We start from the raw sequence: 22,019 nt of genomic DNA, 5'->3' as shown, positions 1-22,019 counted from the left end.
TTCCTGCGTGTCTCAAATGCAGGCCGGAGCGCCCACACGAAAAAGGCGCGCGCTCACCTGCGCACGCCTGCTTGTCTTAGTCCAGCAGTCCTGCCAGCTTACTCTCGTCAAATCCTGCGGCTGGAGACAGATCCACCCCCGCTTTGCTCATACGAACTTCGACACCGGCGTCGACCAAGGCCGACTTCAGCGCATCCACCGGCGCAAAATCTTTGCTTTCCATCGCATTTGCCCGCAATGCGGCCAGCTTATCGGCCAGCGCGCCCAGATCGACATCCCCGGCATGCACCCAGTCCGCCAATTCCTCCGTCAACAGACCCAGCAACTGCGCCCCAGCCAAAAGCGCCGCCGCATCCCCTGCACTGGCAAAACCGTGCAGTGCGGCAATCGCGCCAGCTGTGTTCAGGTCATCTGCCACACAATCCAACACCTGTGCAGGCACGGTGGCTGCGGGCTCGACGCCCGCTGTCAACGTCCGCCACTTGCGCAACGTCGCCTCGGACTCCGCCGCCTTCTTCGCGGTCCAGTCCATCGGCTTGCCGTAATGCGTGCTCAGGAACACAAAACGGATCACTTCGCCCGGCACACCCGGATGCCCATCGTGCCCATCCAGCAGGTCGCGCACAGTGAAGAAATTACCCAAAGACTTGGACATCTTCTTGCCTTCCACCTGCAACATCTCGTTGTGCAGCCAGTAGTTCGCCATATGCTGCCCACCGTTGGCGCAGCAGCTCTGGGCAATCTCATTTTCGTGGTGCGGGAACATCAAATCGTTGCCGCCGCCGTGGATGTCAAAATGCGCGCCCAACAGTTCGTAAGACATCGCCGAGCATTCAATATGCCAGCCCGGACGACCCCGTCCCCAAGGGCTGTCCCAACCCGGAAAGTTGCCATCGGATGGCTTCCACAGCACAAAATCCATCGGGTCTTCTTTGTAGCTCGCCACTTCAACCCGCGCGCCAGCGATCATGTCATCCACAGACCGGCCAGAGAGCTTGCCGTAGTCGTCATACTTGCGCACCCGGAACAACACGTGGCCGTCATGGGCATAGGCAAAGCCATCGGCAATCAGCTTCTCGATCATGGTGATCATCTCGCCGATGTACTGTGTGGCGCGCGGCATATGGTTTGGCTCCATCGCCCCTAACGCGCCCATGTCATCGAGATACCACTGCGTGGTTTCCGCAGTGATGTCCCCAATCGCACGCCCGCTTTCCGCCGCCCGTGCGTTGATCTTGTCATCCACATCCGTGAAGTTGCGCACATAGGTCACCTGATCGGCACCATAGACTTCGCGCAGCAGGCGATAGAGCACGTCAAACACCACCACAGGCCGCGCATTGCCAATATGCGCGCGGTCATACACCGTCGGCCCACAGACATACATCCGCACATTTTCAGGATCGATCGGCTCAAACACCTCTTTGCGGCGTTTCAGCGTGTTGTGCAGCTTGATCTCAGTCATAAGTGGCTCCTCGGCACACGGTTGGTCCGTGGCGGGCTTACCAATTCTCAAACATGTTTGAAATAGAAGAACGGCCCGCCTGACGATGTCAGCAGGTAATGCAGCAGCAAATAATAATGGTGCGTACAGTGTTCATGGCGGCGACCCTATGCGCGGCGCGAACGGCGGTCAAGCCCGACATCTCTGAATTGACCAATTCGCCCCTGTGGCGCACTCTGCCGACATGAGCCGCGAAACCATCAACACCATTTGTGTCACCTTTCCAGGGGCAGAACTGTCCGACCCATGGGGTGGTGAACATGACGCCTGGAAAGTGGGTGGCAAAATGTTTGCCTGCATCGGCGCCGCAAAAACCGTTGTGTCCGTGAAAACCGACAGCATTGAAACCGCACAGATGCTGATTGACGCCGGTGTGGGCGTCAAAGCCCCCTATTTTCATCGCAGCTGGATCCACATACCGCTCGACGGCGACGCAGAAGAACTGCGCCACCGTCTGGGAGTGTCCTACGATATTGTACGTTCAGGCCTGACGAAGAAGCTTCAGAACAGCCTGCCGCCGCGCAGCGAGTAAGGTTGCTTGTTTCGGCACACGGGCCTCACTTTCGCAGTTGCCAGACCACAGTCGCGCCCGCGTCATCCGCCCCAATGGCAAGTGTTGCGGCAATTTAAAGCTCCGACCGGACTGCGCCAAAATAGTCAGTGAAACGCCTATCGCAGTGATAGCGGCTCCCGCCCAACTTATTGACCCATATCGCTCACCTAAGAACAGCACGCCAACCACCAACCCAACAGCCGCAGCCACATAGCCAATCTGGCTCAGAAGCACGGGGCCACCGATTTTCTGCAGCTTGAAATACGCCGGGAAAGTCAGAGCGGCAGCAACAACTTGCATGCTTGCGGCCCAAGGAACATCTGCAACCGAATGTAAGGCCACACTTTCTCCGCGAGCGCCCATCACCAGCACCAATGCTATGATTGCTACGCCGTGGCTCCAAAAAGCCAGCGCCATGGGGTGAGCACCGTCAGGCCAATCCAATGTCCGATACACATTGCCTGCTGCCAAAATAAGCGGGATCGTCAAACCTACAAACGACCACAAGAGCGTGCCGTCGAGGCTTCCACGGCCAAATGCAACCATCAAGGCTCCAACAAGACCAAATCCAATTCCGGCCAAGCCCAACCGAGACGGTGTTTTTAAGCCAAACACTGCGGACAGTGCCAGTGTCGCCACCGGCGACAACGCGAACATCATGCCCACCTGCCCTGCACCAAGCTTTGGCACCAAGCCAAATATCAGCAAGTTAATGCCAGCAAAGCTGACAAGGCCGGAGATCACCACATAGCGCAGCAACTTTCCCCGCGGCAACTTTAAGTGCCCCTGGATGGCCAATACCGGAAACAGGCTCAGGCTGGCGCCCATAGACACAAGCAAAGCCCAAACCATCGGCGACACCCCTGCTTCTGCCGAGACTTTGCTGAGCGGGAATCCGACGCCCAAAAGGGCGCCACACCAAATCAAAAGGCCCACGGGCCCAACGTTGCGTACATCAGGCATAACTGATCACCTCATACTCAACATCGTCAGGTCCCTCGAAATAGAACCGCTTACCTGGTTCGTAGTCCGCATGACTGCCAGGAACAAATCCCGCCGCCTTCACACGCGCCTCAACCATATCAAGGTCTGCAACAACGATACCGATATGGTTCAGACCACCCGCGCGATAGTAGCTTTCCTCTGCATTCTGGATGTCTTTGGGCGGCGCATAAAGCGCCAGGTAACTCTCGGTGTCCCCCACATGCACGGTGTGCCCGCCATAAATCGAGTCGCCCTCCCAGCGGACCCGCCAATCAAACAGCTCACACAGCATCGCCGCCGTCGCCTTAGGATCGCGCACAGTCAGGTTCACATGTTCCAGTTTCATTGCTCTAGGTCCTTCTTTTGAATTTCTTGATGGACTTAGGCTAATTCCTCAAGTTAACTTCACCACAAGAACTTCTTTTCTTTTGAAAACAGACACCTAATGAAACAAAAGCCAAAACTACGATTGCGACCTACGGGTTTGACCATCGGTTTCATCTCGGAACGCACCGGCCTCGCGCCTTCCGCCATCCGATATTATGAAGAAGAAGGCATCGTGCACCCGCATCGCACCGACACTGGTCAACGCCGCTATGAACGTGCCGACATCCGCCGCCTGTCATTCGTGATGATTTCGCAATCCTTGGGATTTTCGATCGCGGAAATTCGCGAGGCTCTGAACAGCCTCCCCTCCAACCGCACGCCCACCAAAGCCGACTGGCAAGCAATCTCCGAACGCTTCCGCAAAGACCTTGATGCGCGCATTGCGCAAATGACCAAACTGCGCGACCAACTCGACGGCTGCATTGGCTGTGGCTGCCTCAGCCTGTCCAACTGTAAACTCTACAACCCCGACGATCGCGCCCGCACACGCGGCACCGGCCCGCGTTACCTGATGGGTGACAGCCCGTCTGATCTGGGAAACGGCACCTAACTGACGCGCTGGAACTTAGAGGGGTTCAATCCCTCACACAAAGCGCCGCAACGGAAATGTGGGGCATCACAACATTGAATTTGACTTGTTCTTCCACTCCCTGCCACCTGAGCGCAAATTACTTTTAGGGAGTGCGGGACATGAAACTTTCGCAGCGCATCACCAACATCACTGGCGGCGGCTCTGACGGCTGGGATGTCTTCTACAAAGCCCGTCGCATGATCGCCGAAGGCGTCGACGTGACCGAGCTGACCATCGGCGAACACGACATCCGCACCGATCCGGTGATCCTCGGCGCCATGGACCAATCCGCCCGCGGTGGCCACACCGGCTACGCCATGGTGCCTGGCACGCAAGAAATGCGCGAAGCCGTTGCCGCCCGCCTGACCGAGCGCACCGGTGTGCCCACCACATATGAAAACATCCTGATTACGCCCGGTGGTCAGTCTGCGCTGTTTGCCGCCCATGTCGCGACATGCTCACCGGGTGACCGCGCACTCTACATCGACCCCTATTATGCCACCTACCCTGGCACCATCCGCAGCGTTGGCGCGGAGCCGGTCCCCATCCAGACCCATGCCTCCAACGCGTTCAAACCGCGCCCCGAGGAAATTGCCGAAGAAGCCGCCAAAGGCGCTGCCTCGCTCCTAGTCAACACGCCAAACAACCCCTCCGGCACGGTCTATGGCCGCGACACGCTCAATGGCATCGCACAAGTCTGCAAGGATCATGACCTCTGGCTGATCTCCGACGAAGTTTACGACACCCAAGTCTGGGAGGGCGAGCACATCAGCCCCCGTACGCTCCCTGGCATGGCTGAACGCACGCTTGTGGTGGGCTCCATGTCCAAGTCCCACGCCATGACCGGTTCTCGCATTGGTTGGATCGCAGGTCCAAAGGAGGTCATCGCCCACCTGATCAACCTCGCCACCCACACCACCTACGGCGTGCCCGGCTTCATTCAGGACGCCGCCGTGTCTGCACTGGCTCAAGGCGAAGGTCTGGAAGAAGAAATCGCCGCTCCCTTCCAGCGCCGCCGGGAAATTGCCAAAGACATCCTAGCCAATCAAATCACTGTCGGCCTCGTTCCGGCTCAGGGCGCGATGTATATCATGCTCGACGTCCGCGCGACCGGACTATCTGGCGAGGCCTTTGCCAACTCACTGCTGGACACGCACCATATCGCCACCATGCCGGGCGAGAGCTTTGGTCAATCGGCCTATGGCCACATTCGCGTGGCAATGACCGTGGCTGATGACCGCTTCAAAGAAGCTCTACAAACCCTTGTGGATCATGCAGAAAAACTAGCAAAGCAATCCACCTGACCCTTCAGATGGCGTCATGATCCAAAAACGACATCTGTCGCAATTGGACATGACGCCGCCAAAACTGAGTCGCACACTCCAAGAACAAGGAGCGCGACATGCAAGCCATACGCAGCAAAATCCAGCTGGTGGTGCTCACCATCGGCGCAGAGCGCGGACGCGCCGCACGGGGGCGCCCTGCCTGTTGATGTGATCTCATTTCTCATCAACACGCAAAGGACCCTATCTCTATGAATGCCCCTGTTTCCCGCCGCTCCGGCGGTCGCTCCGCCCGTCGTGCCGCCCGCGCCGCACCGCTGTCTCAAGACGTGCGCCCCATCCGCGCCGGTATGGAAGGTGGCCAATACAAACCACTCAGCGACCATGACATGATGCGCATCCACGAAACCGCGCTGGATGCTCTGGAACAAATTGGCCTCGCGGACGCGCCGCAATCCGGCATCGACATCATGACCGCTGCAGGCGCGATCTTGGGCGACGACGGCCGCCTGCGCTTTCCCCGTGCTCTTGTTGAGGACATGCTGGCCAAGGCCAACAAAGACGTCACCCTGCCCGGACGTGACGCCAAACATGACCTGAAACTCTCCGGCAACCGTGTCCACTTCGGCACCGCTGGAGCTGCTGTGCACATGGTAGACGTGGATACGCAGGAGTACCGCGACAGCACGCTGCAGGACCTGCACGACGCCGCACGCATCGCCGACCAACTGGACAACATCCACTTCCTGCAACGGCCCATGGTGGCGCGCGACATCACCGACAACCGGGAAATGGACCTCAACACCATCTACGCCTGCTGCGCTGGCACAACGAAGCACATCGGCGTCTCCTTCTCTGATCCGGGCTACGTGCAAGACGGCTTGGAAATGCTCTACATGATCGCCGGTGGCGAAGACGCTTGGCGCGCGCGCCCTTTTGTGAGCAACACCAATTGCTTTGTTGTCCCGCCGATGAAATTTGCCACCGAAAGCTGTGAGGCCATGGAGCAGTGTATCCGAGGCGGCATGCCGGTTCTGCTTCTCTCCGCGGGCATGGCTGGCGCAACCGCCCCGTCGACCATTGCTGGAGCGATTGTGCAGGCCACCGCCGAATGTCTCGCCGGCATTGTCTACGTGAACGCCATTGCCCCTGGCCACCCCGCCATCTTTGGCACCTGGCCTTTTGGTCTCGACCTGCGCACCGGCGCTATGAGTGTGGGCTCAGGTGAACAGGCGCTGCTGTCGGCAGGCTGCGCCCAGATGCACAAGTTCTACGGTCTGCCCGGCGGCGCCGCTGCAGGCGCCAGCGACTCCAAACTGCCGGACATGCAGGCCGGATGGGAGCAGATGTGTTCCAATGTCATGGCTGGTCTGTCCGGCCTCAACATGGTCTACGAAGCCGCCGGCATGCACGCCTCTCTACTGGGCTTCTGCCACGAAAGCCTGATCCTTGGCGACGACCTGATTGGCCAAGCCCTGCGCTGCGTGCGCGGCATTGAAGTGGACGACGAAACGCTGGCGCTCGATCAAATTCGCAACGTCTGTCTGGACGGGCCTGGCCATTACCTTGGCACTGACGCCACACTCAGCCGCATGCAAAAAGATCATGTCTATCCGACATTTGGCGACCGCACTTCCCCCAAGGAATGGGCCGAAATCGACAAACCGGATCTTGTAGAGAAAGCCAAAGCCCGGAAGGCAGAGATTTTGTTACAGACCTCGGCGGCACGCTTTTCTCCCGATCTGGACCAGGCCCTGCGCGACCGCTTCAACATCCACTTACCGCAATAAGAAAAAGGCGCCGCTCAACCCGCGGCGCCTGCTTTCTCTTTCCCCAAATACCTGGGGGTCCGGGGGCTGCGCCCCCATGCCAACTGTCTGGCCTTAGCCCTTCGCCAGCAGCGCTTCACGCGCATCGCGCAAACGGGCAAAGTCATCCCCAGCGTGATAAGAGGATCGTGTCAACGGCGTTGCGGACACCATCAGGAATCCTTTGCCAAAAGCCGCTTTCTCGTAGCTTCCAAATTCTTCAGGCGTCACAAACCGATCGACACCATGGTGTTTTGGGGTTGGTTGCAAATACTGACCGATGGTCAGGAAATCCACGTCCGCAGCGCGCATGTCGTCCATCACCTGATGCACGGATTGTTTGTCCTCTCCCAGACCAACCATGATACCGGATTTAGTGAAGATAGACGCATCTAGCTCTTTGACCCGCTGCAAAAGCCGCAAGCTGTGGAAGTAGCGCGCCCCAGGGCGAACTTTAGGATAGAGACCAGGCACAGTCTCGAGGTTATGGTTGAACACATCTGGACGCGCCTCAACAACCACTTCCAGAACCTCAGGCTTACACTTTAGGAAGTCCGGGGTCAGAATCTCGATGGTGGTTTTGGGGGACCGGTGGCGCACCGCACGAATGGTCTGCGCAAAATGCTCCGCACCGCCATCTTCCAGATCGTCGCGGTCCACCGAGGTGATCACAACGTGGTTCAGACCAAGCTTTTGCACCGCCATGGCCACACGGCCGGGCTCAAACGCATCCAAACCGTCAGGTTTACCGGTGGCAATGTTACAGAACGTACACCCGCGGGTACATATTTCGCCCATGATCATCATGGTGGCGTGGCCCTGGCTCCAGCACTCACCTGCGTTTGGGCAAGCCGCTTCCTCACACACCGTGGTCAGCTTGTTTTCACGCATGATTTTCCGCGTGGCGTTGTAGCCATCCCCGGTTGGGGCCTTCACACGAATCCACTTGGGCTTCTTGGGCTGAGCATTGTCCTTGCGGTGCGCCTTCTCTGGGTGGCGCTGCTCTGGCATCTTCAAATCACGCAACTGATGGTCCTCCGGCCAACTTGTGTCTGCGCTCTTTAACATAAGTGATCCCGCCCGCCACTACCAGAAATGCAAGGCAGCTATGCATTTCTGGTCAAAATCCGGACAAATCAGCAGTTTCCCGCACCCTCAAAAGATGTTTCGCTTTTGCAGCATTGCACAGGTTTTTAGAATCGTTATAGATCACGCCTGAACAAAATCTGACCGAGGAAATCTTCAATGCAAGTTGGCGTCAAAGTCCCCAATGTTGTCTTCAAAACCCGCGTGCGTGACGAAGCGGTGGGAGGCCCGAACCCATTCCGCTGGCAGGACATGACCAGCGACGATTACTTCAAAGGTAAGCGCGTGATCCTGTTCTCGCTGCCAGGCGCCTTCACCCCAACCTGCTCCACCTACCAGCTGCCAGGGTTCGAAGAGAACTTCGCTAAGTTCCAGGAAAACGGCATCGACGGCATCTACTGCATGTCCGTAAACGACAGCTTTGTGATGAACAAATGGGCCCAAGCGCAGGACGTGAAAAACGTCGACGTCATCCCTGACGGTTCCGGCGAGTTCACCCGCAAAGTGGGCATGCTGGTGCGCAAAGACAATCTCGGCTTCGGCCTGCGCTCCTGGCGTTACGCCGCCATCATCAACGACGGTGTTGTTGAAGCATGGTTTGAAGAGCCCGGTCTGGAAGACAACCTTGGCGAAGACCCATATGGCGAAAGCTCCCCAGAGAACCTGCTGAAGTATCTGGAAACCGCCAAAGCCGAATCCGCAGCCTAAATCAGGCCAGATGACATTCGGAGGGGCCCGCCAATTGGCGGGCCTTTTTCGTTTACCCGATGTAATCCCCGGCACAGCCAGCCTCGCCTTGGTAGTGATCCCGCAGATGCATCAAGGCAATCCGCAGCACCACTTTGCCGGACCGCGCCGACCAACCCAGATGCTTCTCCGCCGCTTCCAGCCCTTCAAGCTGGCAACAACAGCGCAGCGCCACGTCGGTCAGCCCTTCGCCCAAAGCCTCCAACGCGGCCACAACCCGTGCCCGTGCAGGCGCCGCTCCGCCCATTTCCGCGGAAGCGCCGACATAAGCTTCCTGATGCGGCGCCTTTAGATAGCGCTGCCACGCGCCTTGGTCCGCCCCCATCTGCGCCAGCTCGTAGTCCTCACGCAAACGCTACCCGCATGCACGAGATCTTCTGACAGAAACCTCTGTCCGTCGCGATCCTTCCGGCGCGCCAAAATGGACAACGGACTTTCAGAGGCCATAAACCGCCCCTGCGGCGACGAACCATGCGCCGTCAGATGGCCCTTGCTCGCTTCCGAAGAGGCTCTGCCAAACACCGTCTGCATTTCTGCAAATCCCTGCGCGCGTTCCTGTGCCTGGTTTTCCGCCGCCGCCACCATCTTGCTAAGATGACCGCGCCCTTGCGCCGAAATCACATAGCGGCTCACCCGGCCGGCTTGCACACAAGTAATCCAGCCCTTAAGCGCCATCGCCTGCGCCACCTGCCGCGTCAGACTCGCGGTGCGCGTGGTCTCGTCGCGCATCACAACTGCCGTATCCATGTCACTCGCCACCGCCAAAACCGCACCCGTCTCTACAAGGCGCCGCAACACACGCTGCCCTTCTTCCTGCACCATGGTTTCATCTGGCAGATCCTCGGCACCTTCCAACAAAGGCGCGCCCGTCCCCTTTGCTCGCGATTTCTGCCGGAACGTCTTCAACGCCGCATCCACAAGGGGATCATCGCGCATCGCTTCCAGCTTGTGAATTTGTCGACTGACCGTAGAGGCGTGGCACCCATCTCGTCGCGCCAATTCCCGGATCGACAGGCCGTGTTCCGTGTGCGCCACATAGCGCGCCACGCTTTGTGGCAGCCAAGTTGGCAGTTTCAGGGGTACTTGCTCCGGTTGCATCTCTCGTTACTCCTTACAAAGACCTTGGGTCATAACCACTGACGGACATATCCACAGGGTTATCCAAAAAGTTTTGCACAGCGGTTTTGAGCTGTGTAGGCGAGCGCATCTGGTGTCGCTGCCCTTAAGGATTGTTTTGAAATTGTGAACAGCACTCTCTAGCAGCGAACGCTGAAAACGAATTCATGCAACACGCGAAAAGTCGTGCTCCCCTGATTGCCCTCAGAGCAGAAAGGGTGATTCCATGCGGGCGTGTCTTACCAAGCTAGACCACCTCAACCGCCCGTGATTTCTCATTAGAACAGCCAAATTCGGAACCCAATAATGCAATAAATATCAAAACTTTAGACGAAACATCTCACGCCCCCCCAAAAAAGGGAGAAGCACTGATGTTCCTGTTATCTTTGGAAAGCCCCCTTAAGCAGCGGCGTCCCGCGGATGCGGCGGCTTGCTTCATAGAGAAACATGTCGACCTTTTGATCGCCACGCAAAGCGAGGCCCGCCTGTCGCGGGCCACGCAATCACATCATTTGTGATCAGACAAAACTGTCCGGCATAGAGGCCTTTTTCTCGGCCACATAAGCCCGCAGCGCCTTTTCGATTTCCGGATCAAGCGCCGGTTGTTGGTAGGCATCGAGCAGCTCGGTCACCCGTGCCGACGCCAGCGCCTGCGTGTCCCGACCACCTTCGTCAGACCAGGTCTCAAACGGCTTGTAATCCAGCAACTCAGAGCGCCAGAAGGCGTCTTTGAAGTTCGCCTGTGTGTGCGCACAGCCAAGATAGTGCCCACCCGGGCCAACCTCGCGCACCGCATCCATCGCCTGCGCGTTCTCGTCGTAAGCCACACCCGCCGCCATCTTGTGCAGAGCGCCAAGCTGATCCGCATCCATCACAAACTTCTCAAAGCTGGACACCAGCCCGCCTTCAAGCCAGCCACAGCTGTGCAGCATGAAGTTCACACCACCAGTCAGCGCCGCGTTCAACGTGTTGGCTGTCTCATAAGCTGCCTGCGCGTCTGGCAGCTTGGAGCCACACAGCCCACCGCCAGAGCGGAACGGCAGCCCCAAACGGCGCGCCAACTGTCCTGCGCCAGACAGGATCTGACTCGCCTCAGGCGTGCCAAAAGTCGGCGCACCGGAGTTCATGTCAATCGAGGTCACAAAGGCCCCAAAGATCACCGGCGCACCGGGGCGGATCAACTGGCTGTAGGCGATGCCGGCCAGCACCTCTGCCAAAACCTGCGTCAACGTTCCAACCACACTCACCGGTGCCATCGCGCCGCCAACGATAAACGGCGACACGATGCAGGCCTGATTGTTCTTCGCATAAACTTCCAACGCGCCCATCATGATGTCGTCAAACGTCATCGGCGAGTTGATGTTGATCAGCGAAGTCATCACCGTGTTGTTCTGCACAAACTCCTTGCCAAACAGGATTTCGCACATCTCAACGCTGTCCTGCGCGCGGCTTGGCTCGGTTACAGAGCCCATGAACGGCTTGTCGCTTAGCGTCATGTGCGCCAGCAGCATATCAAGATGGCGCTTGTTCACTGGCACATCGGTCGGCTCACACACGGTGCCACCGGAATGGTGCAACCACTTGGACATATAGCCCAGTTTCACGAACTTTTCGAAATCCGCCATCGTGGCATAGCGGCGACCTCCTTCGGCATCACGCACAAACGGCGGCCCATAAACCGGCGCGCAGACCAACGTGTTTCCGCCAATCTCAACATTGCGCTCCGGATTGCGGGCGTGTTGGGTGATCCGCGACGGCGCCGTCTTGCACAGCTCCCGCGCCATACCTTTGGGAATGCGCACGCGCTCCGCCTGATAGTCCACATCGGCCCCAGCCTCTTTCCACCGGTCCAGCGCCGCTTTGTTGTTCACAAAGTTGACGCCCACCTCTTCGAGCAGAATATCGGCATTGGTTTCGATGATCTGGAGCGCTTCTTCGTTCAGCACCTCCAGCAGCGGCATGTTGCGTTCAATGAACTTTGCGGCCTCGATTTTTACACCGGTGCGGGCTGCGCGTCGTGCTGCCCCTCCGCCGCCGCGTCCCCGACGCCGTGTCGCTGCTTCTGCCATGTCCTATCCTCACAGGCTGAATTGATATCCTTGTGAAAGGTCTACCCCTCCCACCAAGGCCTCTCCGGTTGGTTAGCGTCCTTTGAAACAAAAATGCGACATTGACCAGTCGTTTTAGACCCTTCCTCTCCGCTCTCCTGCGGTTGATTGCCTCTTGCGGCAAAAACCCTGATTTGAACGCGCGAACGATCTTGCGAAAAACGCCACTCTTCTCTATGCGTCCGCCATGACCCAGACATCCCACGACCGCCTTCTTATCATTGACTTCGGCAGCCAGGTTACCCAGCTGATCGCCCGTCGCCTGCGCGAGCTGAACGTCTACTGTGAAATCCACCCGTATCAGAACGTCGACATGGACTTTGTACGCAGCTATGCGCCCAAGGCTGTGATCTTCTCCGGTGGCCCCGACAGCGTGACCCGCGAAGGTTCCCCACGCGCGCCGCAAGAGATTTTTGACTACGGTGTACCAATCCTTGGCATCTGCTACGGTCAGCAGACCATGATGACCCAATTGGGCGGCAAGGTCGAAAGCGGCCACGGCACAGCCGAATTTGGCCGCGCCTATGTGACACCAAACAACTCGCTCGACATTCTCGACGGCTGGTTTGCTGACGGTGACGAGCAGGTCTGGATGTCCCACGGCGACCACGTCAGCGAAATCGCTCCGGGCTTTGAGGTCTACGGCACCTCGCCCAACGCGCCTTACGCCATCACCGCCGACACGTCCCGCCACTTCTACGCCGTGCAATTCCACCCGGAAGTGCACCACACACCAAACGGCGCAAAGCTCTATGAGAACTTTGTGAAACTGGCGGGTTTCAAAGGTGACTGGACCATGGGCGCCTACCGCGCCGAGATGGTCGAGAAAATCAAAACCCAGGTTGGCGACAAGAAAGTCATCTGTGCGCTTTCTGGCGGCGTGGACAGCTCTGTCGCCGCCGCCCTGCTGCACGAAGCCATTGGCGACCAACTGACCTGTGTCTTTGTCGACCACGGCCTGCTGCGCAAGAACGAAGCCGACGAAGTGGTCGGCATGTTCCGCGACCACATGAACCTGCAAGTCATCCACGCGGATGAAACCGAACTCTTCCTTGGGGAACTCGAAGGTCAGTCTGACCCCGAAACCAAGCGCAAGATTATCGGCAAGCTCTTCATCGACGTGTTCCAGAAATACGCAGACCAGATCGAAGGTGCCGAATTCCTGGCACAAGGCACGCTCTATCCTGACGTGATCGAGTCCGTGTCCTTCTCCGGCGGTCCTTCCGTGACCATCAAAAGCCACCACAACGTCGGTGGCCTGCCAGAGAAAATGGGCCTCAAGCTGGTTGAGCCTCTGCGCGAACTGTTCAAAGACGAAGTCCGCGCCTTGGGTCACGAGTTGGGCCTGCCAGCGCACTTCATCGGCCGTCACCCCTTCCCGGGACCGGGCCTTGCCATTCGCTGCCCGGGTGAGATCACCCGCGAGAAACTGGAGATCCTGCGCGAAGCGGACGCCATCTACATCGATCAGATCCGTAAGCACGGCCTGTATGATGACATCTGGCAAGCCTTCGTGGCGATCCTGCCCGTGCGCACCGTGGGGGTGATGGGCGACGGCCGCACCTACGACTACGCCTGTGCGCTGCGCGCGGTGACTTCAGTGGACGGCATGACCGCGGATTACTATCCGTTCAGCCACGAGTTCCTTGGTGAAACCGCCACACGGATCATCAATGAGGTCAAGGGCATCAACCGCTGTACCTACGACATCACCTCGAAGCCTCCGGGCACCATCGAGTGGGAATAACAGTCAGCTAAAAGTTACCTAAAATGCGAGATTAACCGATCTCGCATTTTTGCTTTCCGCTTCCCGATCCCTTGCGCCACACTGGCCAAGGATTTGGAACGGACACATGCGCGCACTCTTGACATCAATTCTTCTCACCATGGCCGCTACACAAGCTTTTGCTGCACCGCCGCTGGCCTGTGAAATGCGCAACTCTCCGTTGGTCTTCACGGTCACCGACAAAGCCGTCTACATGCGCACCGGCGAGAAATCCCGCACCCTGCCCGCCAAAGCCCTTCCGCAAGATCACGAGGGCTGGCCCCGCGTCTGGCTGCTACAAGAGCCGCCAAATGCACATATGTTGCTGGTCTCCGAAGGCACCTGCCAAACCGACTACGGCACCTTTCCGCTCTCTGTGTCCCTCAACACACTTGGCCTCGGCCAACGCTCCGGCTGCTGCACCATCGCGGAGTGATCTAGCTCCAGCTCCAGACGTCGCGAAATTAGTACACAAGCGCACTTGTTCCTCTGAGCAAGACCTGCCACGGTCCGCGCATGATCAAGCTGTCCGGATATATCGACGTGCCCGCCACCCGCCTCGCGGCCGTCTCAGACGCGCTGCCCAAGCACATCGCGCTAACCCGCGCCGAAGCAGGCTGCCTTTCGTTTGAGGTCACACCGGATGCGGCACATGCCGGACGCTTCCAGGTCGCCGAGCTCTTTGTGGATCGCGCAGCTTTTGACGCCCATCAAACCCGCACAAAAGCCTCCGAATGGGCCAAAATCACAGACGGCATCCCCCGCAGCTATCAAATCGAAGGCCTCACGGAATGAACGACACCTTTAAAGCCGCCTTCTGGATGAGTGGCGCAATTCTGTCTTTCACCTCAATGGCGATTGCCGGCCGCGCGGTGAGCTTTGAACTCGATACGTTTGAGATCATGATGTACCGCAGCTTTGTCGGCGTTCTGCTTGTAGTTGGGGTCGCCGGACTTGCAGGCACCTTAAACCAGATCTCCACCCGCAACATGGGTTTGCATTTCATCCGCAACCTGAGCCATTTTGCCGGCCAAAACCTCTGGTTCTACGCCATCACCGTGATCCCCTTGGCTCAGGTCTTTGCCCTGGAGTTTACTTCCCCCATCTGGGCCATCCTGCTCTCCCCGCTGATCCTGGGAGAGAAACTGCGCCCCATCGGGTTACTTGCCGCCCTGATTGGCTTTTTTGGCATCCTGATTGTCGCCCGTCCCAATCCCCAAACGCTTGACGTCGGCCAAATTACAGCCGCCTGCGCCGCCATCGGCTTCGCGCTCTCTGCGCTATTCACCCGCAAACTGACCCGCACAGAAAGCATCACCTGCATCCTATTTTACCTCGCGCTCATGCAAGCTGCTTTCGGCGTGATCTTTGCGGGGTTCGACGGCGACATTGCTTTGCCCTCAGCCAACAGCTTGCCTTGGATCGTGTTGATCGCCTGCGCCGGACTGGTGGCCCACTATTGCCTAACCACGGCGCTGCGACTCGCACCCGCATCGGTTGTTATGCCGATCGACTTCATTCGGTTGCCGCTTATAGCTGTTGTAGGAATGACACTGTACGCAGAACAAATCGATCTGTGGGTGCTGGTCGGAGCCGCAGTGATTTTTGCGGGCAATTACCTTAACATATTGTCCCAAGTGCGCACAAAACCTGCGCCAAAGTGACGCAAAGTCATGGCAAATGGCACCTTACCTTAACGTTGACTTAAACAAAGTTGCCCGAATAGCCTGTGGCGGACAAATAAAATAACACTCAAAAAAACACGGGACATATGAAGATGAAAAAAGCGCTTTGGGTAGCGACCGCACTGACACTGGTCGCTAGCACGTCTTTCGCCGGCGGTATCGACCGCTCCGGCCAAGGGGTCAACATCCTCTTTGAGGAAGGCAACTTCCTTCAGTTCACCTATTCCTATGCAAAGCCAAAGGTGAACGGCGAAGCAAATCCAATTGCGCCTGGGCTGTTCACCGACGCCAGCAACGTCGCGCAGTCCTATAACTCAGCAGGTTTTGGCTTCAAATACGAAGCGACAGAAAAACTAGATGTCGCTCTGATCTATGATCAACCATTTGGTGCTCACGTCCTCTACACTGACGGACCATTCTCGGCGACCGAAGGCCCATTACCCTACGATGGCACGGCAGAAATCAACAGCGACGCTTTGACCCTCTTGTTGCAATACGATCTTGGTAACGGATTCAGCGTACATGGCGGTGCACGCGCCCTTAAAGTGGATGGTGTTATCCAGTCCGGAAATGGTATTTTGCGCGCAGACAGCGACTATGACTTTGGCGGCGTTGTGGGTGTGGCTTATGAGAAGCCGGAAATTGCACTCCGCGTTGCTCTGACCTATGCCTCTGCAATCTCTTCGGACTTTACAGGTCAACGTGCAGCACCAACTTCCCCAACGGATTTTGACCCTCGGACGTTCTCCGTAGACTTTCCAGAAAGCGTTAACCTTGACTTTCAAACCGGCGTTGCCGCCAATACTCTGGTTTTCGGCTCCATTCGCTGGGCAGGTTGGGGCGGCTTCGCCTTGGACACAACCGACGGAAACTGGGTGAACTTCGACGACGATACAATCTCCTACACCATAGGTGTTGGGCAGCGTATCAACGACAAACTGTCTTTGGCGCTTCAACTTGGCTTTGAAGAACCAGGCTCTCGCCCATCCACCACGGCCCTGGCCCCAACAACGGGTTCGACAAGCATCGGCCTAGGCGCGACCTATCAAGTAAATGAGCAGCTTTCCATTTCCGGAGGCCTCACTTATGCAATGCCTGGTGATCAAAGTGTAAACGTTGCTAACCCGGCAACAGGAACAAATATTGGCACACTCGACTTCAACGACAACTCTGCATGGGGCGCAGGTATCCGCATCGGCTACCGCTTCTAAGTGAGCGCAAACCAATTCTCTAAAGCCCCGCCCCTTTGGCGGGGCTTTTCTTTTGCGCAGGTTTCGGAGTGAGTGCCACTGCGCAAACCACTAAACCCTCCTCATGAGCACACAAAAACACCTCTCGCCCAGCGTCTGGGCCGAACTCTTCCTGCTGGCTGTCCTCTGGGGCGCGGTCTTCTTTGCCAACCGCATTGCGCTTGATGAGATCGGCCCCCTCACACTGGTCGCCCACAGAACCCTCTGGGCGGCGCTCCTGCTGTGGCTGGTGATTTTTGCAACCCAAACCCCTCTCCCGCGCAGTCCGCGTCTCTGGGGCGCATTTCTGGTGATGGGCCTGCTCAACAACCTGATCCCCTTCGGCCTGCTCAACTTTGCCCAACTCACCATCGAAAGCGGTCTCGCCTCGATTTTCAACGCCGCCACGGCGTTCTGGGGCGTGTTGCTCGCCGGGCTTTTCCTGCCCGACGAGCGCCTCACGCTGGCCAAAACGCTCGGCATTGGCCTTGGCTTTAGCGGTGTCGCCACCGCCATCGGCCTCAGCCATCTAACGGCACTGGACCCGCGTTCCCTCGCCCAAATCGCCGCCCTACTCGCCACGCTGTCATACGGGTTCGCTGGCGTTTGGGCCCGCAAACATCTCGCCGGCTGCTCTCCATTGGTCGCCTCCGCGGGCATGCTTACCTGCACAACCCTTCTGGCCCTGCCCTTGGCCCATGTCACCGAGGCGCCTTTCACACTCAACCTGTCCGCTCCCACATGGGCCGCCATAGCCTATGCCGCCATCCTCGGCACCGCCGCCGCCTACCTGCTCTACTACCGCGTCCTCGCCGCTGCGGGTTCCGGCAATCTGCTGGTGGTCACACTGCTGATCCCGCCTTTTGCCATCCTACTGGGCACCGCCTTCCTCAACGAAGCGCTTCCCCCGCGCGCCTTTGCAGGCTTTGCCCTGCTCACCCTTGGTCTCATCGTGCTGGACGGTCGCCTCCTCGCGCGACTCCGCCGCAAAAAACCGACCTGACACCGCTTGCCAACACGCCCCCCGCTTGGCACCTTGCAGGACAACAAAACCAACAAGGGAGGCCAGAATGGCCAAAGGCTACTGGATCGGTCGCGTCGACGTGGACGACATCGACGGCTATCAAAAATACGTACAGGCCAACGCCAAACCGTTTGCGGATTTCGGCGCCAAGTTCCTGATCCGCGGCGGGCAATTCGAAAACCCTGAAGGCAGCGCCCGCAGCCGCAATGTGGTCATCGAGTTCCCAACTTACCAGGCCGCCCTCGATTGCTACAAAAGCGCCGATTACCAAGCCGCCAAAGCCCTGCGTGATCCAGTCAGCACCGGCGACATCGTCATTATCGAGGGCTACGATCCATGATCTGGGACCACCTGCTCGACCGCCTGCGCGGCAAAACCGACGCCGATCCTCTGCCAGAACCGGATGAAAAGCTCGCCCTTGGCGCGCTCTTGGTGCGGGTTGCCAAATCCGATGACAACTACCACGCGCTGGAAATCAGCGAGATTGACCGCATTCTCGCCACCACCTTTGACCTCAATCCGATTGAGGCCGCCAAACTGCGTGCCACCTGCGAGAAACTGGAGCACAACGCCCCTGGCACACCGGATTTCGCACTGCTGATCCGCGAAAACGTAGACTACCCGCACCGCTTGGAAGTGGCGCAAAAGATGGTTGATGTGATTGAGGCGGATGGTAAACACGTCCCGGCTGAGGACGCCAGCTTGTTGGAGATTTCCAAGCTGATGGGCATCAAGCCCGAAGACACACCAATCGGCCCCGCTTCCTAAGCAGGGCCGACAGGCTTTTGTTTATGCCAGACTTGGCAACCAGAGCACAATCGCCGGGAAGGCCACCAGCAGCGCGATGGTGATGGCATCGGCGATGAAGAACGGCGTTACACCTGTGAACACGTCCTGAACGCTCAGATCATCGCGCACACCGGCCACAACAAAACAGTTCAGGCCAATCGGCGGCGTGATCAGACAGAACTCCGCCATCTTCACCACCAGGATCCCAAACCAGATCGCGCACATCGGCCCGCTCATGCCAAAGGTGCTGTCGGCTGCGGAGACAAACTCACCGCCATTCAGTGCCATCACCGCCGGATAGACCACCGGCAGGGTCAAAAGCAGCATGCCAATCGCATCCATAAACATCCCCAGCACCGCATAGGCCAGCAGGATACAGATCAGGATCAGCATAGGTGACATGGTCAACGAGGTGATCCAATCCGAGAACGCGCTTGGCAGGTCCGCAAAGCCCAGGAAGCGCACGTAGATCAACACGCCCCAGATGATGGTGAAAATCATCACCGACAGCTTCGCGGTTTCCAGCAGCGCATCCTTGAGCTCAGACCAGCGCATGCCGCGATAGAGCGCCATCAGGAAGACCACAAAAGCCCCAATCGCCCCACCCTCAGTTGGCGTGCCCCAGGCATCGCCGCCAAACGGGTTGTAGACAAAAAAGATGATGGTCACGACCACAAACACAATCGGCAAGGCCGGTGGTAGTGCGGTGAAACGCTCTTTCCAGGTAAAGCCAGACACGGGCGGGCCAAAGCCTTTGATGGTCATCGCCATGCCGATGATCAGCAGGCCATAAATCACCGCCGAAAACGCCCCCGGGATAAAGCCCGCGAGCAAGAGCTTACCCACGTCCTGCTCCACGATGATGGCATAGATCACCAGGATCGCCGACGGCGGGATCAAGGACGCTAGAGTGCCGCCAGCCGCCACAACGCCCGCTGCAAAACGTTTGTCATAGCCAATCGCCAGCATCTCCGGGATCGCAATCCGCGCAAACACCGCCGAGGTTGCCACAGATGCACCAGACACCGCCGCAAAACCCGCGGTAGCAAACACCGTGGACACCGCCAAGCCACCCGGTACCCAGGCCAGCCAGCGTTTGGCCGCCTCAAACAGTGCCTTGGTCAGCCCAGCGTAATACGCCAGATAGCCAATCAAGATAAACGTCGGGATCAGGCTCAATGCCTGGCTCGACACTTTGGAATGCGGCACCTGCCCGGCAGTTTTGACCGCCACGGTCAGCGCCTTGCCAAACCGCTCGGGCGCGTAGCCAAACTTGGCCCAGAAAATCCAGATGAGACCAATCATCCCGGCCAAACCGGCCGCAAACGCCACCCGCATGCCCAACACAACCATCACCAGCAATCCGCCGGAGACCACCAACCCAATATCAATCGGTTCCATGTTCTTGTTCTTTCCTAGGAATCATGGCCGGAGACATGCTCCGCTTCCATCGCCGCCTGCGTGGCCGCATCAATCACCAAAGGCACCGCCACCGGCGTGGTGGCATTGGTCACAAAGGCTTTGGCAAAAGCACAAAGCTGCAACACCAGCCGCACACAGAGCACCGAGAAGGCCACCGGTGCCAAAAGCTTGGCAGGCCACAGAGGCAAAGCAATGTCCATCGAGCTGTCCCGGCTCCACATCGGCGATCCAAAGTCAAAACTGCGATCAAAATGCGCCCAAGTGCCCCAAACCAGCAGCACCATTAGGAACAGAACCGCGCTGGTGGTGATGAACTCCACCAAGTAAAGTACACGGCCTTTGAGCTGGCCCACAAGGATGTCCATGCGAATATGCCCACCGTCGCGCATCACATAAGACGCGCCCATAAAGGCAATCAGCGGCATCGCCTGCTCGATCCAGTCCACATAGCCCGGCAGAGGCGAGTTGAAGAAATTTCGCCCTGCGACGGAAAACACCGCCATGAGCATCAGAGAGAACACCGCCAGTCCGCTCACCAAAGCTAAGGCTTTTTCGAGTTTGTAGAACTGCGTGTCAATTTTGCTGAGGGTGCTGTTGTCCGTCAGCACCGAAGTTGCGCTGGCCATAAAACCTCCCGCTTGTCATGAGGCGCGCCTGCGGCGCACAGGGTTTGCGCATCTTGTGATGCGCCCTAGGCGAGGCGCTGCCTCGCGCTCCGGGATATTGTGAGAATGAGAAACAAGACATGTAGGTACATACCGCTTCTCATTCGCAAAATATCCCGGGGGAGTTTCACACCAAATTGGTGTGAGACGGGGGCAGCGCCCCCGCCTACCGGACAGCTTAGCTGCCGTTTGCGATCATGCCTGTAACCATGTCGTAAAGCTCCTGCGCAGGCAGGCCGCGCGCGGTGTTCTCTTCGATCCAGGCTTTGGCGGCTGGGGCTGCCGCTGCTTCTTTGAACGCCGCAATCTCTTCGTCGGTGAAGGAGACTTTGGTGATGCCGCGCTCATCCAGAGCTGGGCCCCAGGCGTCCATGGTCTTGCCGTTGTAGGTGGTCACATAGTGATCCAGAGACTCTTCCACAGAGCCCAACAGCGCCTCACGGTGCGCGTCAGACAGGCTGTTCAGCGCTTCGGTGTTCACCACTACCGGGCAGTTCACGGTGCCCGGGTTCAGGTTGGTGGTCCACCAGGTGGCGTTTTCGATGGTGCCATAGGACATATGCGCGTGCGGCGCGAAGGCCACCGCTTTTACAACGCCGCTGTCCATTGCCTGACGCACTTCGGTCGCAGACATGGAGGTTGGCACAGCGCCCACGGTTTCCATGGCTTTGCCGATACCGCCGGTGGCGCGCACGCTCAGACCTGCAAAATCATCCAGTTTGGCTGGCGCATCGCCCATGCCCACGAGGTTGTACTGTGGCAGCGGCGACGGCATCAGCAGAGTTGCGTCCCAGCGAGCCAGGTCTTCCACAACCGCAGGGTGCTGATAGACCGCCATGGACAGGTCGATTTCCTGCTCCAGCGAGCTCACGCCCAAAAACGGCAGTTCCAGCACGGTGATGGATGGGTTCTTGTCGCGGTGATAGCCGGCACAAAACTGCGCCATTTCAAACGCGCCGATGGAGATGCCATCGAGGTTTTCGCGGTTCTTGGACAGGCCACCATAGCTGATGTTCAGGGTGAACTCGCCGCCGGTTTTCTCGGATACCAGCTCCGCCAGCTTCTCAACATGCTCGGTAAACGCGCGGCGCTTGCCCCAGAGGGACACATTCCACTCGGTTGCCATCGCTTCGGTGACAAAGGCCATCGACAGAGCAGCCACAGCCGTCCGGCTCAAAATCTTACGCATGATTTCCTCCCATTTGCGTTTTTCTGTGGGGAGCATGCCGCAAAGGCGCGTCAAATGCCAATGAGAGAATTTGCGTAGGCCAACGCCCCTGCCCTGCGGATTTC

Annotated in this window: 22 protein-coding genes and 1 pseudogene; 14 read left to right on the top strand and 9 right to left on the bottom strand. The window is 58.2% G+C overall.

Annotated elements, in window-relative coordinates:
• Positions 1-76: 76 nt before the first annotated feature.
• Entirely contained in the window at positions 77-1,465 is a 1,389-nt protein-coding gene (cysS, locus tag MK208_RS04975) for a cysteine--tRNA ligase (protein ID WP_294114523.1), read from the bottom strand.
• A 223-nt stretch (positions 1,466-1,688) separates the two neighbouring features.
• Between cysS and MK208_RS04970 the strand changes: the two genes are divergently transcribed.
• The gene (locus tag MK208_RS04970; RefSeq protein ID WP_294114522.1) at positions 1,689-2,036 is read left to right on the top strand and encodes an MmcQ/YjbR family DNA-binding protein; all 348 of its coding nucleotides are present in this window, start codon (positions 1,689-1,691) and stop codon (positions 2,034-2,036) included.
• Here MK208_RS04970 and MK208_RS04965 read toward each other — a convergent pair.
• Together MK208_RS04965 and MK208_RS04960 are read right to left on the bottom strand one after the other, a co-directional pair.
• Positions 1,986-3,020 carry a DMT family transporter gene (locus MK208_RS04965; RefSeq protein WP_294114521.1) on the bottom strand — a complete coding sequence of 345 codons (1,035 nt, stop codon included), beginning with the start codon at positions 3,018-3,020 and terminating at the stop codon, positions 1,986-1,988. The two genes, MK208_RS04970 and MK208_RS04965, sit on opposite strands and share 51 nt — an antisense overlap.
• On the bottom strand, positions 3,013-3,387 hold the full coding sequence (locus MK208_RS04960) for a VOC family protein (protein WP_294114519.1): 375 nt from the start codon (positions 3,385-3,387) through the stop codon (positions 3,013-3,015). The genes MK208_RS04965 and MK208_RS04960 overlap by 8 nt, the downstream gene beginning before the upstream one ends.
• A 99-nt stretch (positions 3,388-3,486) precedes the next feature.
• Between MK208_RS04960 and soxR the strand changes: the two genes are divergently transcribed.
• The 3 genes from soxR (at position 3,487) to MK208_RS04945 (ending at position 7,072) form a co-directional block, all read left to right on the top strand.
• Positions 3,487-3,978, top strand: coding sequence for a redox-sensitive transcriptional activator SoxR (gene soxR / locus MK208_RS04955; RefSeq protein WP_294114517.1), 492 nt, complete (start codon positions 3,487-3,489; stop codon positions 3,976-3,978).
• Positions 3,979-4,118: 140 nt separating this feature from the next.
• A complete protein-coding gene (locus tag MK208_RS04950; protein WP_294114515.1) occupies positions 4,119-5,303 on the top strand; it encodes an aminotransferase class I/II-fold pyridoxal phosphate-dependent enzyme in 1,185 nt (394 codons plus the stop codon).
• A gap of 230 nt (positions 5,304-5,533) precedes the next feature.
• Entirely contained in the window at positions 5,534-7,072 is a 1,539-nt protein-coding gene (locus tag MK208_RS04945) for a trimethylamine methyltransferase family protein (RefSeq protein WP_294114514.1), read from the top strand.
• 93 nt (positions 7,073-7,165) lie between these two features.
• Here the strand turns inward: MK208_RS04945 and lipA are convergent, their stop codons facing one another.
• The gene (lipA, locus tag MK208_RS04940) at positions 7,166-8,116 is read right to left on the bottom strand and encodes a lipoyl synthase (protein ID WP_294114512.1); all 951 of its coding nucleotides are present in this window, start codon (positions 8,114-8,116) and stop codon (positions 7,166-7,168) included.
• A gap of 219 nt (positions 8,117-8,335) precedes the next feature.
• On the opposite strand from lipA, the gene MK208_RS04935 reads away from it, so the two are divergent.
• Positions 8,336-8,884 carry a peroxiredoxin gene (locus tag MK208_RS04935; RefSeq protein ID WP_294114510.1) on the top strand — a complete coding sequence of 183 codons (549 nt, stop codon included), beginning with the start codon at positions 8,336-8,338 and terminating at the stop codon, positions 8,882-8,884.
• Positions 8,885-8,936: 52 nt separating this feature from the next.
• On the opposite strand, the pseudogene MK208_RS21070 reads toward MK208_RS04935, so the two are convergent.
• Positions 8,937-9,370, bottom strand: a pseudogene (locus MK208_RS21070) (DUF6456 domain-containing protein).
• Positions 9,371-10,350: 980 nt separating this feature from the next.
• Here MK208_RS21070 and MK208_RS21065 point away from each other — a divergent pair.
• A complete protein-coding gene (locus tag MK208_RS21065; RefSeq protein ID WP_366010510.1) occupies positions 10,351-10,557 on the top strand; it encodes a DUF6477 family protein in 207 nt (68 codons plus the stop codon).
• Here MK208_RS21065 and MK208_RS04925 read toward each other — a convergent pair whose 3' ends face one another.
• Positions 10,558-12,108: a trimethylamine methyltransferase family protein gene (locus MK208_RS04925; protein ID WP_294114508.1), complete on the bottom strand. Its 1,551-nt coding sequence runs from the start codon at positions 12,106-12,108 to the stop codon at positions 10,558-10,560.
• Positions 12,109-12,334: 226 nt separating this feature from the next.
• Here MK208_RS04925 and guaA point away from each other — a divergent pair, with 226 nt between their 5' ends.
• The 8 genes from guaA to MK208_RS04885 all read left to right on the top strand — a co-directional run bounded on the left by guaA (position 12,335) and on the right by MK208_RS04885 (position 18,618).
• Positions 12,335-13,894, top strand: a complete 1,560-nt coding sequence (gene guaA / locus MK208_RS04920; RefSeq protein WP_294114506.1) for a glutamine-hydrolyzing GMP synthase — start codon at positions 12,335-12,337, stop codon at positions 13,892-13,894.
• Positions 13,895-14,000: 106 nt separating this feature from the next.
• The gene (locus MK208_RS04915) at positions 14,001-14,348 is read left to right on the top strand and encodes a hypothetical protein (RefSeq protein ID WP_294114504.1); all 348 of its coding nucleotides are present in this window, start codon (positions 14,001-14,003) and stop codon (positions 14,346-14,348) included.
• Positions 14,349-14,428: 80 nt separating this feature from the next.
• Positions 14,429-14,707 (top strand): antibiotic biosynthesis monooxygenase, encoded by a 279-nt coding sequence (locus tag MK208_RS04910; RefSeq protein ID WP_294114502.1) that lies wholly within the window; start codon positions 14,429-14,431, stop codon positions 14,705-14,707.
• A complete protein-coding gene (locus MK208_RS04905; RefSeq protein ID WP_294114501.1) occupies positions 14,704-15,576 on the top strand; it encodes a DMT family transporter in 873 nt (290 codons plus the stop codon). Before MK208_RS04910 ends, MK208_RS04905 begins: the two co-directional genes overlap by 4 nt.
• A 113-nt stretch (positions 15,577-15,689) precedes the next feature.
• Positions 15,690-16,808: an outer membrane protein transport protein gene (locus tag MK208_RS04900; RefSeq protein WP_294114499.1), complete on the top strand. Its 1,119-nt coding sequence runs from the start codon at positions 15,690-15,692 to the stop codon at positions 16,806-16,808.
• A gap of 103 nt (positions 16,809-16,911) precedes the next feature.
• Positions 16,912-17,829, top strand: coding sequence for a DMT family transporter (locus MK208_RS04895; RefSeq protein WP_294114497.1), 918 nt, complete (start codon positions 16,912-16,914; stop codon positions 17,827-17,829).
• A gap of 67 nt (positions 17,830-17,896) precedes the next feature.
• Entirely contained in the window at positions 17,897-18,190 is a 294-nt protein-coding gene (locus tag MK208_RS04890) for a DUF1330 domain-containing protein (RefSeq protein ID WP_294114496.1), read from the top strand.
• Positions 18,187-18,618, top strand: coding sequence for a TerB family tellurite resistance protein (locus MK208_RS04885; RefSeq protein ID WP_294114494.1), 432 nt, complete (start codon positions 18,187-18,189; stop codon positions 18,616-18,618). Before MK208_RS04890 ends, MK208_RS04885 begins: the two co-directional genes overlap by 4 nt.
• Before the next feature lie 21 nt (positions 18,619-18,639).
• Here the strand turns inward: MK208_RS04885 and MK208_RS04880 are convergent, their stop codons facing one another.
• From MK208_RS04880 to dctP, 3 genes are all read right to left on the bottom strand, one after another.
• Complete coding sequence (locus MK208_RS04880; RefSeq protein ID WP_294114491.1) at positions 18,640-20,040, bottom strand: TRAP transporter large permease; 1,401 nt, start codon at positions 20,038-20,040, stop codon at positions 18,640-18,642.
• Positions 20,041-20,054: 14 nt separating this feature from the next.
• On the bottom strand, positions 20,055-20,687 hold the full coding sequence (locus MK208_RS04875) for a TRAP transporter small permease (protein ID WP_294114489.1): 633 nt from the start codon (positions 20,685-20,687) through the stop codon (positions 20,055-20,057).
• 217 nt (positions 20,688-20,904) lie between these two features.
• Complete coding sequence (gene dctP / locus MK208_RS04870) at positions 20,905-21,915, bottom strand: TRAP transporter substrate-binding protein DctP (protein WP_294114487.1); 1,011 nt, start codon at positions 21,913-21,915, stop codon at positions 20,905-20,907.
• Positions 21,916-22,019: the final 104 nt, after the last annotated feature.

Origin of the sequence: Shimia sp. (assembly GCF_022448905.1) — a bacterium.
Taxonomy (GTDB): domain Bacteria; phylum Pseudomonadota; class Alphaproteobacteria; order Rhodobacterales; family Rhodobacteraceae; genus Shimia.
Note: the sequence above shows the minus strand (reverse complement) of the source record. Positions and strands in the feature narration are given on the sequence as shown.

Excerpts from the sequence above, each read along its gene's own strand:
- MK208_RS04970 (WP_294114522.1), top strand. The coding sequence starts at position 1,689 with ATGAGCCGCGAAACCATCAACACCATTTGTGTCACCTTTCCAGGGGCA.
- MK208_RS04910 (WP_294114502.1), top strand. The coding sequence starts at position 14,429 with ATGATCAAGCTGTCCGGATATATCGACGTGCCCGCCACCCGCCTCGCG.
- MK208_RS04945 (WP_294114514.1), top strand. The coding sequence starts at position 5,534 with ATGAATGCCCCTGTTTCCCGCCGCTCCGGCGGTCGCTCCGCCCGTCGT.
- MK208_RS04950 (WP_294114515.1), top strand. The coding sequence starts at position 4,119 with ATGAAACTTTCGCAGCGCATCACCAACATCACTGGCGGCGGCTCTGAC.
- MK208_RS04960 (WP_294114519.1), bottom strand. The coding sequence starts at position 3,387 with ATGAAACTGGAACATGTGAACCTGACTGTGCGCGATCCTAAGGCGACG.
- MK208_RS04900 (WP_294114499.1), top strand. The coding sequence starts at position 15,690 with ATGAAAAAAGCGCTTTGGGTAGCGACCGCACTGACACTGGTCGCTAGC.
- MK208_RS04965 (WP_294114521.1), bottom strand. The coding sequence starts at position 3,020 with ATGCCTGATGTACGCAACGTTGGGCCCGTGGGCCTTTTGATTTGGTGT.
- guaA (WP_294114506.1), top strand. The coding sequence starts at position 12,335 with ATGACCCAGACATCCCACGACCGCCTTCTTATCATTGACTTCGGCAGC.
- MK208_RS04905 (WP_294114501.1), top strand. The coding sequence starts at position 14,704 with ATGAACGACACCTTTAAAGCCGCCTTCTGGATGAGTGGCGCAATTCTG.
- MK208_RS04885 (WP_294114494.1), top strand. The coding sequence starts at position 18,187 with ATGATCTGGGACCACCTGCTCGACCGCCTGCGCGGCAAAACCGACGCC.
- dctP (WP_294114487.1), bottom strand. The coding sequence starts at position 21,915 with ATGCGTAAGATTTTGAGCCGGACGGCTGTGGCTGCTCTGTCGATGGCC.
- MK208_RS04890 (WP_294114496.1), top strand. The coding sequence starts at position 17,897 with ATGGCCAAAGGCTACTGGATCGGTCGCGTCGACGTGGACGACATCGAC.
- cysS (WP_294114523.1), bottom strand. The coding sequence starts at position 1,465 with ATGACTGAGATCAAGCTGCACAACACGCTGAAACGCCGCAAAGAGGTG.
- MK208_RS04895 (WP_294114497.1), top strand. The coding sequence starts at position 16,912 with ATGAGCACACAAAAACACCTCTCGCCCAGCGTCTGGGCCGAACTCTTC.
- MK208_RS04880 (WP_294114491.1), bottom strand. The coding sequence starts at position 20,040 with ATGGAACCGATTGATATTGGGTTGGTGGTCTCCGGCGGATTGCTGGTG.
- MK208_RS04875 (WP_294114489.1), bottom strand. The coding sequence starts at position 20,687 with ATGGCCAGCGCAACTTCGGTGCTGACGGACAACAGCACCCTCAGCAAA.
- soxR (WP_294114517.1), top strand. The coding sequence starts at position 3,487 with ATGAAACAAAAGCCAAAACTACGATTGCGACCTACGGGTTTGACCATC.
- MK208_RS04925 (WP_294114508.1), bottom strand. The coding sequence starts at position 12,108 with ATGGCAGAAGCAGCGACACGGCGTCGGGGACGCGGCGGCGGAGGGGCA.
- MK208_RS04935 (WP_294114510.1), top strand. The coding sequence starts at position 8,336 with ATGCAAGTTGGCGTCAAAGTCCCCAATGTTGTCTTCAAAACCCGCGTG.
- MK208_RS04915 (WP_294114504.1), top strand. The coding sequence starts at position 14,001 with ATGCGCGCACTCTTGACATCAATTCTTCTCACCATGGCCGCTACACAA.